The organism is Thalassotalea euphylliae (genome assembly GCF_003390395.1).
Taxonomy (GTDB): domain Bacteria; phylum Pseudomonadota; class Gammaproteobacteria; order Enterobacterales; family Alteromonadaceae; genus Thalassotalea_F; species Thalassotalea_F euphylliae_C.
In genome coordinates this window covers 585,847-600,647 of record NZ_QUOV01000001.1, presented here as the reverse complement: position 1 = coordinate 600,647, position 14,801 = coordinate 585,847, and the positions used below count along the sequence as shown (strand labels likewise).

Annotated in this window: 11 protein-coding genes; 7 read left to right on the top strand and 4 right to left on the bottom strand. The window is 45.1% G+C overall.

All coding sequences use genetic code 11. The features are described 5' to 3' along the window. Positions 1-8: 8 nt before the first annotated feature. Positions 9-1,337 carry a sugar MFS transporter gene (locus DXX92_RS02655; RefSeq protein WP_115999014.1) on the bottom strand — a complete coding sequence of 443 codons (1,329 nt, stop codon included), beginning with the start codon at positions 1,335-1,337 and terminating at the stop codon, positions 9-11. A gap of 298 nt (positions 1,338-1,635) precedes the next feature. On the opposite strand from DXX92_RS02655, the gene DXX92_RS02650 reads away from it, so the two are divergent. From DXX92_RS02650 to nagA, 4 genes are read left to right on the top strand one after another with little or no spacing between them, the layout of a single operon-like run. Next, positions 1,636-2,925: a D-tagatose-bisphosphate aldolase, class II, non-catalytic subunit gene (locus DXX92_RS02650; RefSeq protein ID WP_115999013.1), complete on the top strand. Its 1,290-nt coding sequence runs from the start codon at positions 1,636-1,638 to the stop codon at positions 2,923-2,925. A gap of 43 nt (positions 2,926-2,968) precedes the next feature. Further along, the gene (locus DXX92_RS02645) at positions 2,969-4,090 is read left to right on the top strand and encodes an SIS domain-containing protein (RefSeq protein ID WP_116002271.1); all 1,122 of its coding nucleotides are present in this window, start codon (positions 2,969-2,971) and stop codon (positions 4,088-4,090) included. A gap of 3 nt (positions 4,091-4,093) precedes the next feature. Next, positions 4,094-5,089, top strand: coding sequence for an ROK family protein (locus DXX92_RS02640; RefSeq protein WP_115999012.1), 996 nt, complete (start codon positions 4,094-4,096; stop codon positions 5,087-5,089). Then, complete coding sequence (nagA, locus tag DXX92_RS02635; protein WP_115999011.1) at positions 5,086-6,303, top strand: N-acetylglucosamine-6-phosphate deacetylase; 1,218 nt, start codon at positions 5,086-5,088, stop codon at positions 6,301-6,303. The genes DXX92_RS02640 and nagA overlap by 4 nt, the downstream gene beginning before the upstream one ends. Positions 6,304-6,375: 72 nt before the next feature. On the opposite strand, the gene DXX92_RS02630 is transcribed toward nagA, so the two are convergent. After that, complete coding sequence (locus DXX92_RS02630) at positions 6,376-8,607, bottom strand: ammonia-forming cytochrome c nitrite reductase subunit c552 (RefSeq protein ID WP_115999010.1); 2,232 nt, start codon at positions 8,605-8,607, stop codon at positions 6,376-6,378. 205 nt (positions 8,608-8,812) lie between these two features. On the opposite strand from DXX92_RS02630, the gene DXX92_RS02625 reads away from it, so the two are divergent. Further along, the gene (locus DXX92_RS02625; RefSeq protein WP_115999009.1) at positions 8,813-10,201 is read left to right on the top strand and encodes an ATP-binding cassette domain-containing protein; all 1,389 of its coding nucleotides are present in this window, start codon (positions 8,813-8,815) and stop codon (positions 10,199-10,201) included. A 217-nt stretch (positions 10,202-10,418) separates the two neighbouring features. Beyond that, the gene (locus tag DXX92_RS02620) at positions 10,419-12,074 is read left to right on the top strand and encodes a methyl-accepting chemotaxis protein (RefSeq protein WP_115999008.1); all 1,656 of its coding nucleotides are present in this window, start codon (positions 10,419-10,421) and stop codon (positions 12,072-12,074) included. A gap of 100 nt (positions 12,075-12,174) precedes the next feature. Here DXX92_RS02620 and DXX92_RS02615 read toward each other — a convergent pair whose 3' ends face one another. Continuing rightward, complete coding sequence (locus tag DXX92_RS02615; protein WP_115999007.1) at positions 12,175-13,101, bottom strand: LysR family transcriptional regulator; 927 nt, start codon at positions 13,099-13,101, stop codon at positions 12,175-12,177. 220 nt (positions 13,102-13,321) lie between these two features. Here DXX92_RS02615 and DXX92_RS02610 point away from each other — a divergent pair, with 220 nt between their 5' ends. Continuing rightward, positions 13,322-13,927 carry a short chain dehydrogenase gene (locus DXX92_RS02610; RefSeq protein ID WP_115999006.1) on the top strand — a complete coding sequence of 202 codons (606 nt, stop codon included), beginning with the start codon at positions 13,322-13,324 and terminating at the stop codon, positions 13,925-13,927. A 76-nt stretch (positions 13,928-14,003) separates the two neighbouring features. On the opposite strand, the gene DXX92_RS02605 is transcribed toward DXX92_RS02610, so the two are convergent. After that, complete coding sequence (locus DXX92_RS02605) at positions 14,004-14,795, bottom strand: DNA-binding domain-containing protein (protein ID WP_115999005.1); 792 nt, start codon at positions 14,793-14,795, stop codon at positions 14,004-14,006. Positions 14,796-14,801 lie beyond the last annotated feature (6 nt).

Below are 14,801 nucleotides of genomic sequence, written 5' to 3'. Positions count from 1 at the left end.
GGCGACGATTATACATGTTTTGCAATTGCTTTTGATTTTGACCAACGCGCAATTTTATGACCATAAACCGCATACCAGAGGATCACCAGATAACAAGGTAACATGATCCAATAGGAGCTTTGTGAGTTACCACTCGACTCCACCAAAGCGCCATACACCATCGGCATAATCGCACCACCCGATATACTCATAATCAATAGCGCCGAACCTATGCTCGTCAGTTTACCTAAGCCATCGAGCGCCATTGGCCAAATCGCTGGCCAAACTAAAGCATTGGCTAAGCCAAGTGCCGCCACATAAAGCACGACATTAGGCAATGCCGTTATTCCCGTCCACGCCAATAAGCTGTTCCATACGCTATAGCTGGTTGTGTCAGCACTTAATAGCAAAGTCGTTAACACTAAACCAAGTAGCGCGGAAGCCACCAAGGCATTTTCCTGCGAAATCACGCGCGGGATACAAATCATCCCCAGCACATAGCCTAGCATCATAAAGGCCATAGTATAGGCGGTCAGTTGGCCAAAATTCGCTACGCCCATTTCTTTACCAAACAAGCCAATGGTGTCACCAGCAACCACTTCAACACCGACATAGAAAAATAGCGCGAAGACGCCAAAAATCAGTTTTGGATGGCCCAGAATCGCCCAGCTATCCTGTGCTTCATCATCGTTATCACTTTCTGCTTCTAGTTCAGGTAACGGCGAAAACTTGATCAAAGCTGCCAATGCTGACAAGACAATCGCCATAATAATGTAGGGCGTGACTAGGCGTGACGATAACTCAGACAATGCTTGCGCTTTCGCCTCGGGGCTTAAAGTGGCTAAATAAGCTTCACTAAATTGTGACATATCGCTAAGTACTAGTGCCGTGAATACCAGTGGTGCTAGAAAGCCTGCGCCTTTATTGAGAAAGCCCATAATACTGATGCGCATCGCCGCTTTGTCTTTATCACCCAATAAAACAATGTAGGGGTTAGCTGCGGTTTGCAAAATGGTTAAGCCAGAAGCCAGCACAAATAGGGCAACTAAGAAGATACTGTAAGTGCGAAACTCTGCTGCGGGAATAAAAATAAGCGCGCCGACCGCCATTAATAATAATCCCAGCATCATGCCATTTTTATAGCCAGTGCGTTTTAGAATAGCCGCCATGGGTAAGGCAAACACGGTATAGGCAATATAGAAGGCCATGGTCACCAAGTAGGCTTCCATATGATTTAATTCACAGGCGATTTGCAAGAAAGGAATTAACGAGCCATTTAACCAAGTCACAAAACCAAATATAAAAAACAACCCGCCAATGATGGCGATCGGTAAGGCGTTAGACACTTTTGTTGGCATTATTTTCGTCTCCCTTCTTCCATTTATTAACAATCGTTCATTAGCAGATGTTATTGAACAATAATGAACAGCTAACTTTCATTTGCTTTCATAAACTGTATTCACATCTCGAAATAATTGCAAGCATCCATTAAAAATTCCTTTCACTTGTCATTTATGCTGCTAAAGCACCTATAGATACTTATCAAGGAAACATTAAGAAAGTAAAAAAACCAAATGAAAGATATTGAAAGTTTCATTTCCACTGTTAAGATAAGATCAAAATGTAATCAACACTCACTGCCAATCGAGAAAAAAGATGCCTGATATCCGCGATATAGTTTCCGCTAACCGCAATGGCCAAGCCTGCGGTATTTACTCTGTATGCTCTGCCCACCCTATGGTCATTGAAGCTGCAATCGAACAAGCCAAGCAAGACAATACACCGCTGCTAATTGAAGCAACCGCTAATCAGGTAAATCAATTTGGCGGTTACACTGGTATGTTGCCTGCTGATTTTATGGCATTTGTTGGTGCTATTGCCGATAAGCTTGATTACCCACGTGAGCAATTAGTTTTAGGTGGCGATCATCTTGGCCCTGTTTGTTGGGTAAATGAACCCGCCGAACAGGCGATGGACAAAGCAGATGCATTAATTGCCAGCTATGTCGCTGCTGGCTTTAAGAAAATTCACTTAGACACCAGTATGCCGTGCGTAGATGATCCCAGCTGTTTGCCAGATGAAACGGTAGCGATTCGCGCCGCCCGCCTTTGTGAAATTGCTGAGCAAACCGCAATCAAAGCGTTTGGCGACGCAGATTTAGTCTATATTGTTGGCACGGAAGTACCGCCGCCAGGTGGTGCCACTGAAGAAATTGATGAGTTAGCGCTAACTCCAGTAAGTCGCGTTAAACAAACCTATCAGCTACATCAGCAAGCATTTGAACAAGCGGGGCTTAGCCAAGCGTGGCAACGTGTTGTCGGCTTAGTGGTGCAGCCGGGGGTTGAGTTTGATCACACCAGCTTAATTGACTATCAATCCGATAAAGCACAGGCACTTAAAGCCTGCGTGCAAGAGTTGCCGCAAGTCGTCTATGAAGCGCACTCTACTGACTATCAAAACGATCAGGCCTATATCGATCTGGTAAAAGATCACTTCGCTATTCTAAAAGTAGGTCCGCAATTAACTTTTGCGCTGCGCGAAGCCTTATTTGCACTTAGTTATATTGAAGAACAACTTATTGCTAACGAGCAGCGCTCTTATCTTCGTGATATTTGCGAGCAGGAAATGCAAGAAATGCCCGCCAACTGGCAACGTTTTTACCCTGTGCCGGCGAGTAAAGGAGAGTTATATCGTCGCTATAGTTACAGCGATCGCATTCGCTACTATTGGCCTAACGAGCGCATTCAAGCGGCAACCGAAACCTTGCTGAGCAACTTAGCGAAAATCGATATTCCACTGCCGTTGATCAGCCAGTTTCTACCAGAGCAATACCGCGCAATTCGCAATGGTCAATTAAGTGCTGAGCCTCATGCTTTAATCAAAGCAAAAATCAAGCAAGTAACCAATAGCTACGCCAATGCCTGTTATGGCCAAGTTGCCAGCTAATCGCAGACGAAAAAGTACCAACGAATTAAATTTAGGAAAGCCAATGAGCACTTACTTAACCTACAGTGAAGAATTTCTTAAAGCCAACAATGGTTATTGGACAGCAAGAGAAATTGAGCAACAGCCAGCAATTTGGCGTCAAGCAGCAGCCAATGTCAACGTTCAGCGCAAGCAATTAAATAACTGGTTAGAGCCGATATTAGCCCAGCCGAAACTGCGCATTATTCTAACCGGTGCAGGCACTTCAGCTTATGTTGGTGATAGCATAGCACCGCACTTAACGCAGCATACCGGCCATCTATTTGAGGCGATCAGCACCACAGATTTGGTTGCCTGCCCTACTCAGTATTTACTTAAGCAGGCCCCCACGTTAGTGATCTCTTATGGCCGCTCTGGCAATAGCCCAGAAAGCGTTGCCGCGATAGAGCTTGCTAATCAAGTGGTCGACCAATGTTATCACTTGGTACTCACCTGTAACCCAGAAGGCGCATTAGCGGTAAATGCCGAGCAAAATGCTAATGCGTTTTCGCTGTTGATGCCAGCAGGCACCTTAGATCAAAGTTTTGCCATGACCAGCAGCTTTACTTCTATGTTGGTCAGTACCTTAGCGATTTTCACACCCGATCAATTACAGTTGGAAGCCGCGGCAAAATGGAGCGAAACCTTACTAGCGCAGGGCATTAGCAATTTGAAGCAAGTCGCCGAGCGTTCATGTCAACGCTTAGTCTTCCTCGGCTCAGGTGGCTTACAGGGGATTGCCCGTGAAGCCGCATTAAAGTGTTTAGAACTGACGGCAGGTCAAACCCTAAGTTATTGTGAGAGCCCAATGGGCTTTCGTCACGGACCCAAATCGTTAATGGACGCAACCACCGAAGTGATCTTACTCACTTCAAGTGATGCTTATACCCAGCAATACGATGAAGATTTATTGGCCGAACTGATTCGCGACGATCAAGCCTTAGCCATTACCGCACTGGACAACACCAGCTTTGGCAGCAATGACAAATTGCAGGATGTATGGGCTGGTTTACCTTATATTTTCTATTGCCAGATACTGGCCTTTTTCAAATCAATTAATGCTAAACTAACGCCAGATAACCCTTGCCCAACCGGTGAAGTAAACCGCGTGGTGCAAGGGGTAACCATTTATTCGTTAGAGCAGTAAGCCATGAAGTCTGCAGTTAATGCAGCTGTCAATGCGGCAGCCAGATCACAATCCAGCTCAGCACAATACTGCTACGGGCTAGATATTGGTGGCACAAAAATAGAAATTGCCGTATTCGATAACCAGTTGAATTTAGTCGACAGCTGGCGCACACCAACCCCAACAGATAACTACCAAGCATTTATTGCCACCGTCACTAGCCTAGTGCAGCAAGCTGAGCAAAAATTTGGTGCCACTAACGCTATTGGCATCGGTATGCCGGGCATTATCGATTCACAAGGAAGGGTAAAATCCGCCAACATTCCTTGTGCAACAGGCCAACAACTTGCGCAAGACTTACAGCAAGCGTTGGCGCAACCACTACACATCGCTAATGATTGCCACTTATTTGCATTATCTGAAGCCAATGGTGGCGCGGGCGATGGCAAAATGAATGTTTACGGCGCCATAATCGGTACGGGTGCTGCGGGCGGATTCTGTATCAATGGCCAACTGGCTAAAAGTCGCCAAAATATTATTGGTGAATATGGCCATATTGCCGCCTCAGCCAGTGTGATTAATCAATATCAATTACCGATCTACGCCTGTGGTTGTGGCCTCCAAGGCTGCTACGAAACTTATATTGCCGGCCCAGGTTTAGCTAAGCTTTACCAGTACTTTGGTGCCGACAAGGCTGATACTAAAGTCTTTGTCGAACAGCTTAAAGCGGGTGACGCCGTCGCCCAAAAAACCTTTGACTGTTATATGGATCTACTCGGCGCAGCCTTTGCAGGTCTTGTGTTAAGTTATGATCCAGATGTTATCGTTGTTGGTGGTGGCTTATCAAAAATTACCGCGATTATTGACGCACTTCCAACGGCTATTGCCAAACATCTGTTTGCCGGTGTTGAAGTGCCACCAGTTCAAGCGGCAAAATTCGGTGATTCCAGTGGTGTGCGCGGCGCCGCAATTCTAGGAACACAACTAGCTAAAAATGACGTAAATGGAGAGCGTTTGTGAACTTACCGCTAGATACACAAAAAAATCAGCCACTACCGGCTCGCTACTACCTTACTGCTAAGCAAATTTTTACTGAGCAGCAAGTACTTGAACAAGCCTATGTGTTAATCGAGCAAGGGCAAATCGCCGCCATCGAGCAACGCCCAAGCGCAGATTTACCGGTACTCGATTTAGGTGATAATAGTGTCTTGCCCGGCTTTCTTGATCTTCATATTCACGGCCGTGAAGGTTGTGACATTATGGATGCTAAACGCGAGTCAATTGAGACTATTTCACGCTCACTAGCCAAACACGGTGTAGTCGGATTTTTAGGTACCACTGTGACCTCGACATGGCAAAATACGCTCGACGCATTTCGTTGTGTTGGCGAGGCTTATCACCAACAGCCCAGCGGTGCACAAGTGTTAGGAGCCTACAACGAAGGTTTGTTCTTTACCAAAGATCATAAAGGTGCCCACGACGAGCAATACTTTTTGCCGCTTACCAAAGACAATATTGATGCCATCATCGACGCTGCGCAAGGCTCACTTAAAGTTGTTGCCTTGGCACCAGAATTAGAAAATTCCGAAATTATTATTCCTTATCTAAAAAGCAAAGGTATTCGCGCTATGCTCGGCCATACCTCCGCTAACTATCAGCAAACCTGCAATGCCTTGCATGCGGGTGCCTGTGGTGGGGTACATGTGTTTAATGGCATGAAAGGTATTCATCATAGAGACCCCGGTTGCGCTGGTGCGGTATTACTTGAGCAGGACGCTTATGTCGAAGTTATCGCCGATGGTATTCATCTGCACCCTGCGATTTTGCAATTGATTTATCGCTTAAAAGGCGCCGAGAAAATGGGCTTGATCAGTGATTGTATTGTTGCTGGTGGGCTTAACGATGGTCAATATCGCCTTGGTATGCTGGATGTATTCGTCAATGAAGGCATTGCTCGCACAGACACAGGTTCACTTGCCGGCAGTACCTTAACTTTAGAGCAAGCAGTCGCTAATTTGATCAAGCTTGCGAATATTCCAGCGCTTGATGCCGTGCATACTGCCAGCTTGCGACCTGCAGAGTTTCTTGGCATTGACGATCAGTTAGGCAGCATTAAAGTAGGTAAACGCGCCTGTTTTGCCATTGTTGACGACAATTATGATGTGCAAGCAACCATAATTGATGGCCAACTAGTTTACGGCGCACCTACCCTGTCACAAACAGAGCCTGCATAAGCGCTGCACTTTTCAGCTAGCCTCTAAGGCTAATTTAAGGCTAAATTCGATTGCCGATGTTAATACCTGATATCACCCTTGATTATCAGTACTGGCATCGGTAGTCGACATAAAGTACTGCTCAAGATTTCTTAGCAGTACCGATTGTGGCAAGCTCACCAATGCCTGCTGCACATAGCTTAATGCCTCAGGCCTACCTGCTACTTTTTCTAGCGCCAACGCATAAGTGTAATGATACTGATCTTCATTCGGTGCCAACTGCGTTGCTTGTGCCAAACTGGTTAACGCCTGACGATATTGCTGCTGGCGTACCCAAGACAATGCCATGGCGTAGTGTAACGTCGCGGATTTTGGCAGCACAGCTAAACCTTGCTGATAGGTTTCAACTTCCTCATTTACCTTAGTGATATTGCGATAAATATCCGCCAAATTGATATAGCTGGCTTCGAAATAAGGATCGATTGCGATGGCTTGTGTTAACTGATTGATTGCTTGTTCGGTCTGCCCCACTGCTAACTGGCGCTGAGCAATATTAACACGCCCTTCCCCACGCCATGCCACTTGTGCCTGTGCTGTGCTGAGCTCATTAAAGACTTGCGCATATTGCTTAGCAAAAGCTGCCGGAATATGAGTTCCCAACAAACTGGATAGCGCAGCAATACGCACTGCCTTAAATTGATCGGCTAACATCGGCAGCATATAGCGCTGTTTATCTGGCGAGGATAATAGGGAACCAAGGTTTGCTGCTGCCATGCGAATTAATGGCGACTCGTACTGTAAATATCTCGCCAACCAATTGCCGGGTAATGACTGCGTTAAATACGGAACTTGCGCCAGTAAACTCGCTTTTTGAATATCCGGTAATTGCGGATCATCTAGCATGCGCGCTAGCCGCTCTGGATGAGACGCTTTGCCAGCGATAAAACTGGCATAATCAAAGGCAAGCTGATGTTTAGCCGCTTGTTGGGAGCTTTTTACTGAGTCTGCTTGCCAGCTTGCTATGTTCATCTGTGCCCAGTCAGCATTCTGTTTTGGATGACAGGTTAAACAAGCAAGTGGCGTATCAAACTGTTTGGCAAGCTTAGGGTTAGGCACTTTAAAACTATGATCACGACGGGCATCAACCCCCATATACGTGGTCGTTGGCATATGACAATTCACACATTGCGCCCCTTGTGAATTGTCGCTGTGGCCATGATGCGTTTTATCATTAAACACTTGTGGTGAGTGACATTGCAGGCAAAGGCCGTTACCGTCAATTTTCACTTTGCCGGAATGCGGGTTATGACAATCCACACATTGCACCCCTTTGCGATACATTTTGCTCTGTAAAAATGATCCCATCACATAAACTTCTTCTTTAATTTGGCCATCGGCGTGATAAAGCGGAGCATTTAATAAACTGGGGGAAAATTGGTTGAGAAAGTGCTCGTTAGGGCTAAAACCATCGGTTAGTGGGGTACGCAGTGAATGACAAGCAAAGCAATTCCACATAGCGCTTTCCTTCCTTGCCGTGCCTTGCCATTGCGCCGTTGGCAGCTGGTTTCGTTGCCAACTACCGACTACCTTGCTGCTCGCACTTTCACTCGATTGAACTTGCGCTTGCGGATTTACTTTAGAATGTGCTTGTTGATAGCCAGCATGACAGGATTGGCAGCCAACATTATCTGCTTGCCACTTGCTGTCAAAACTATCTTTTTGCGCATTATAATTTCGCTGAAAACCATCAGAATGACAGTCGGCACACATGCCATTCCAGTTTTGTAGAGGCTGTAACCAATGTAAGCGATCTTGCTCGGTAATTTGCTCGGCACTTTGCTCGGTATTAGCTTCTTGGTAAATATGAAACCAGCGCTGCCCACCTTGCTCAGCGGCTCTGCTGTCCCATGCAAATGGAAACACCTGCATTTTACCGTTAGCGGTTTTTACTAGATATTGCTGCAGTGGATAATGGCCAAAGGTATAGGCAAATTGATAATGCTGCGCCTGCTCAACCTGACTTGTTTGCCTGTTTTCTTGCGCTTGGTCTTGTTTACTTAATCTTGCCCAATATTCGCCGTCTTTTCGGTAAAAGCGTGCGGACAGCTGATAGTGCGTTGCATGCGCATTGTTAAAATCTCCTTTTACCGTTGTACGGTTGGCTGGCTGCATCGCTTGCCGATGATCTGAACTGAGCCAATCCTGATATTGCTGACGATGACAAGATTGGCAATCAGCAAAATCGGTTGCATTGGCAGTGCTAAAAAAGCCGAGGCTAACCAGTAAAAAAGCAAGGTAACAAGGAGCTAAAACGACGAGATTCAAACCAGTAACTACATAGTAAACCGTGAAAATACTATAACCACTTCTTTAGGTAATGCCTACGATTAATGCCCACGGCTAATTCCACTTGGTTATCTATGTGTTTATTCAATTGTTAATAGCCTAGCTGCTTGACTTAGTTTGGAAAAAACTGATATTCAATGGCTATAGTCACCAGTGATAGCAAAACTAAGGTTCAAGCGCCAAGATGTTCACCATTGAGAAACTCAGCCACCCAAATCTAACCATAGACCATTGGCAATTATCACCAAACCAGCACTGGTGTGTGTTAACTCAGCTTGGCTGCGGTGAACAATATTTACTTGATCTATTTAATGGTGACTTAGTCGGTTACCAAGCCAGCAACTTAACCTTGCCAGCACAAGATAAGATCGCGGTTCTTTCTTTTCAGGCGCTGCAAAATCTTTATGAAGTTGAGCTGAAAAGGGATCGCTCAGATGAGCTTAATAAACTCGATATCGGCCGACGCGTCCGTGATTTTATTCCGCTTAGCGAGCCTAACCTCAAGTTGATAGAGTTAATCGGTTTAAGCCACAAACTCGGCACCGGCTTTCGCCAACTTAGCACTGGTGAAAGTCGTAAACTGATGATCATTAAAGCAATCTCAGATGGCGCTAAACTGCTGATTTGCGAAAACCCGAATGACAGCTTAGATAAAGAGTCTCGTCATAAATTAGCCTTACTATTTAACCAGTTGATGGCACAAGGTATTCAAGTTATCTACCTAGTCAATAATCGCGAAGATATCCCCACTGATTGCCAACACTTTGCCACCATGTCACATGGGCAATTGGAGGTGTTAACCGATAAGCTAAGTCAGACAACTCACACAATTGACCAGCAAATTGACCACTACTTTGCCAGCCAACGAGAGGAAATAAACTGGCCCAATCAACACTTACCACTTGATAATTACCAACACCCATATATAGCCAAGCTGGTCAATTGCACTGTTCGTTATGGTGATAAACCTGTATTTGAACGCTTTAATTTAACCATTAGACCACTGCAACATACCTTGATTCAGGGTAAGAATGGCTGCGGTAAGTCAACCGCGTTGCAGCTTATTTCCGGCGATTGCCCACAATGCTTTGCCAATGATGTTACCGTATTTGGCTATCGGCGCGGCAGCGGTGAAACCATTTGGGACATTAAAAAGCATATCGGGCTAGTAAGCTCAGATTTGCATCGCTCCTACCGCGTGCGTTGCAACGTACTGACGGTGGTGATTTCTGGCTTCTTTGACTCCATTGGTGTCTATCAGGCAGTTAGTCAGCAACATATTGACGATGCAAAACAATGGCTTGCCATTATTGGCTTAGCAGATCATAGCCAGTCGTTATTTCACGACTTAAGCCACGGCCAACAACGATTGGTGCTAATTGCCCGCGCTTTAGTTAAATCACCTTTAATGCTACTGCTCGATGAACCGACACAAGGGTTAGATGAAACCAGCCGGCATATGTTACTCGGCTTTCTTGAACAACTTGCCGCAATGAAGCAAACCACTATTTTATATGTCAGTCATCGAGAGGATGAACATCTACCGCTGTTCACTCAGTCAATTTCTTTTTAATGTCAGGAATTAACGGTTACTTTTAACGGTCAATTAACAATTGTTAATTTAACTTGCTTAGCGCACAAATATAATAATAAAACCCCCGAATAAGCTGTTTAGTTATTCTGAAGTCGCATAAATCTGCTATACAATTGGTATGGTTTAGGCACATACGCTAGATAAGCAAGACAATTAATCTAAACAAGCAACACTACAACAAACAAAAGAGCGCTCGATGTTAAACTATTTGACTCTACTTCCCGTGAAAACTCGCCTAACGCTTGGCTTTGGCATTATCTTACTACTTATGCTGATCTTAACGGTTCTCGGCATTCAAAAAGTGAATGTGATTGACCACACCTTAACGGAAATTACCGATATCAATTCGGTTAAACAAAGGTATGCCATCAACTATCGCGGCAGTGTGCACGATCGAGCCATTGCGATTCGCGATGTGGCTAACGCCAGAAGCACAAATGAAGTTCAAGCGTTTGCACGTGAAATTACTGAGCTGGAAGCCTTTTACCTTGAGTCTGAGCGCAAAATGCAAGCCATGTTAAGCGACACGCCTGAGAGCTTTAGTAGCCAAGAACGCAGTATTTTAGCCAATATCGATCGTATTCAAGCGCGCACTTTACCGATTGTGAACAACATTATTCAGCTGAAAAATAACAATCAAACCGAGCAGATAAATGACTTAGTGCTTGACCAAGCAAGGCCCGCCTTTATTGATTGGCTAGCGGCGATTAATCAATTTATTGATTATCAAGAAGCCGCGAACCAAAAAGCGACACCAGAAGCACGCGCCGTGGCCAGTGGTTTCCAAGAGCTGATGTTAGCATTGACCGCAGTGTCTTTAGTGATCAGCTTGTTTGTTGGCTACTTGATTGAAAAGAGTATGCGCCGCTCACTCGGCGGTGAGCCATACGAAGCCGCTGGTGAGCTCGCCAAAATTGCACAGGGTGACTTAACCTCAAGTGTTACCAGCAATGACAGCAATAGCTTGCTAGGCTCGTTGCATGCCATGCAGAATAAATTGACGGGGATTGTCGCTAATATTGTGAACGCCGCCGACCAGCTAAGCCATCAAACCCTGACAGTTTCTTCCGGCTCAGAGCAGGCTTACCAAGCGGCGCAAAATCAAGCTTCGCTAACCGCAGATACCGCCGCGCGATTGGAAACGATGCGCGACAATATCGACCAAGTCTCACAAACCGCGACTCGCACCGAAGAAAACTCCAGTTCAACTGCCAGTTATGCGAAACAAGGGCGCGAAGCAATTAACGCCAGTGCCAAAGAAATGGAGTTAATTTCCGAAACCGTGAACAGCACCGTTGAGCAAATTAGACGTTTAGAAGAGCGCACTAAAGAAATTGGTGGTATTGCCAATGTCATTAGCGGCATCTCTGAGCAAACCAACTTATTGGCACTAAATGCAGCAATTGAGGCGGCACGCGCAGGTGAATCTGGTAGAGGCTTTGCGGTAGTCGCCGATGAAGTACGCCAACTAGCCAAACGCACTGGTGAAGCGACCGCCGAGATTGAAAATATGATTGGCCAAGTGCAAGCGGAAACCGCTGCATCGGTAAGCGCTATGGAAACAACCCAGCCGCAAGTAGAAAATGGCCGAGCGTTGACCTTACAGGCAACAGATTTACTGGAAAATATTGAACAACAGGCGTCAGATTCTCTGGCTCGTATTCAAGAATTGGCCAGTGCTGCCAGTGATCAAGTGAGCAGTATTGGTGATATTGCCCATACCATGGAGCAAATAGCAGAAATGTCAGAAAATTCGATTAACTCACTGCAAGCGAATAATAGCGCCACAAATTCATTATCTGAGCTATCTGACCAGCTTAAATCAGATGTTGGTTTCTTTAAGCTGAACTAAAGCTTGCAGAGCAAGCAAAAATTTTTAGTTTGGTATTTTTCATATTTACTGAACTTAGAATTTCTTGTCGTTAAGCCTAAAGACTGGTGTTTCAGTTTATTTATTCAAATAATTCAGGATGTGCAGCTCGCCAGTCTACCAAGAGCTGCTTAAATACTCTGAGCTTATTGGGCAATCGATTATGGCGAGCGTGCACGATATAAAGCGAATGTGTCGAGATGCTATAGTCCGCCAGCAATAATACTAAGGCACCAGCTTTGATATCGTCAGCGACTAAATAATAAGGCATACGGGCAATTCCCATATGATTGAGTGCCAATTGGCGCATGGCGAAATAGCTGTTACTGGCAATAGCGCCTGCTCGATCGCCACTCACATCGACAGAAACTTCAGGTTTCTCACTATGGCTAAACTGCCACTGATTAAAGTGCTGTTGGTGGCTGTTAATAAGACAGGGCATTTCTGCTAATTGATTCGGCTGAGTGAGCTCCCCATGAGAGCGCACCAATGATGTAACTAAGACTGGCGAAGCGACAATCACATCTTTTAACCGCCCTAAATACTTGGCAACCAAATTGTCATCTAGCGAATCGTCAGCGCGCAAGGCGATGTCTTGCTCGCCATTAACAATATCCGCTTTGTCATTACTTAAGTTGAGTTTAAGTTTCACTTCTGGCATTGACTGACAAAACACAGGTAATACTTGCTCAGCTAACACTTCCCCTAGCGATACTGTGCATGAAAATCTAAGCCGACCATGGTTTTGCTGGGTGATATCTCGAATATCTTGCTCGGCTTCTTGGGTGAGACTGAAAATAGCTTGGCATTTAATGTATAGCGCTTGTCCTGCCTCGGTTGGCGTTATTGAGCGCGTCGTGCGCAATAACAACTGAGCAGCACATTGCGATTCAAGCTGTTTGATATAACGGCTGACAACACTTTTCGAGACATTTAGCTGATCAGCAGCTTTGGTGATGCTGCCTAATTTAGTCACTAAATAGAAACTTTCCAGATAACTTAATTTCATGGTGTACTCAATCAGATACCTTACGACTTAGGTTGTCTTACCCGATGCTCAAGCCGCAACCTCACGGACTTGGCAACGAGTCTTAAAATATTGCTCAATTCTAGCCCATGCCAGATGCAATTAACTAAGTTTTTGCAACAATACTTTCTGTTTACGCGGTTTTTCAGGCAAATAAATTCTCATAAGATGCACTTTATCAACAACACATGAGGTAAATGTAATGAAAAAGATTGTAGTTATTGGCGCAACAGGTACGATTGGTAAAGCAGTAGTCGAGGCCCTTGATGGCCAACATCAGGTAATAAGCGTTGCAAATTCAAGTGGTGACTGGCAAGTAGACTTGAGCAACGAGCAAAGCATTAGCACCTTGTTTGACAATATTGGGGCATTTGATGAGCTTATTGTCACCGCTGGCGATGTCGCCTTTGCCGATTTCAATGAAATGACCAGCGAGCAATGGCAATTTAGCCTAGCAAATAAACTTATGGGGCAGATAAATTTAGCCCGTTATGCCACCAAGCACTTGAATCAAGGTGGTTCAATTACCTTAACCAGTGGTATTTTGACCGATGAATTTGTTGCTTGGGGAACGGCCGCTAGCACAGTTAATGGTGCTATTGACCACTTTGTTAAAGCTGCATCAACCGAGTTACCAAAAAGCATTCGAATCAACGCGGTTAGCCCGACACTGGTTACAGAATCTATCCCTGTGTTTGGCGACTACTTTCCAGGGTTTACCGCCGTACCAGCAGCTAAACTCGCTAACGCTTATCTAAAAAGTGCTATGGGAGTGCAAACTGGCACTATCTATAAGGTGTTTCAATAAATATTAAAAAGGCCAGCAGTAATGCAGGCCTTTTAAGTTAAAGTTATTTAACAACAAAGCTTAACGGTATGCAGTATTAATTCGCTGTTTTAAACTGATAAATTAGCCCTTGTTGCAACCAAGTTTGAATACTTTGCACGGCAAACACTGGCACTTTTTCTGGTGCATGCCATGTTAGCAAGCCTTCACAAACGTCAGCAAAGTCTGCACCTTGTAAGTACTGCTCAATCATATAGCGCTCGTCAGCTTCTAATGATCTAAATTCGGTTAAACGGTCGTGATTACGCCATAGCAACCAATGTTGCTCTTCGGCATGCTCAGTAGCTGGTGATGGTGCTTGATTACCTTTAATTGCCTGCCAACTGCGAACCGCATTATAACGCTCATTAAAGAGTTGCATGCTTGGGTGGAAACGCACTCGAATCGTCGGCCACAGCTCAGGTGCAATTGCTGCTAGGTCTTGCGGCTGAGCACGCGCGATATCTGCAGCATCAAAGGCGGCCAATAATAAGCGCTCGAAACGCGCTAATTCGGCCAATATCGGGTGTTCACTAAAAGGCGCATTGTTGGCGAGATATTCAGGAATAAACTGGCAATAATGGCGCAATGAATCAAATTTTGATGGATAGGCATCAAGATAACCTGCAAACATTTTATCAAATAGCTCATCGCCTAAATACAAGCCAAGAATCTCGTGGTCGGTTTCAACCACCTCTTGTAATCGAATACGATACGCGTTGCCATAAATAGACACGCGTTGCTCAGCGCTGATATTGCCTTGATCATTTACAACATGCTCGGCGAATGGGCCATTGCCATGCAGTAAAAAGTGCAGGAAGTCTTGTTGAATTTGTTTAAGAGAACTCATTTAACC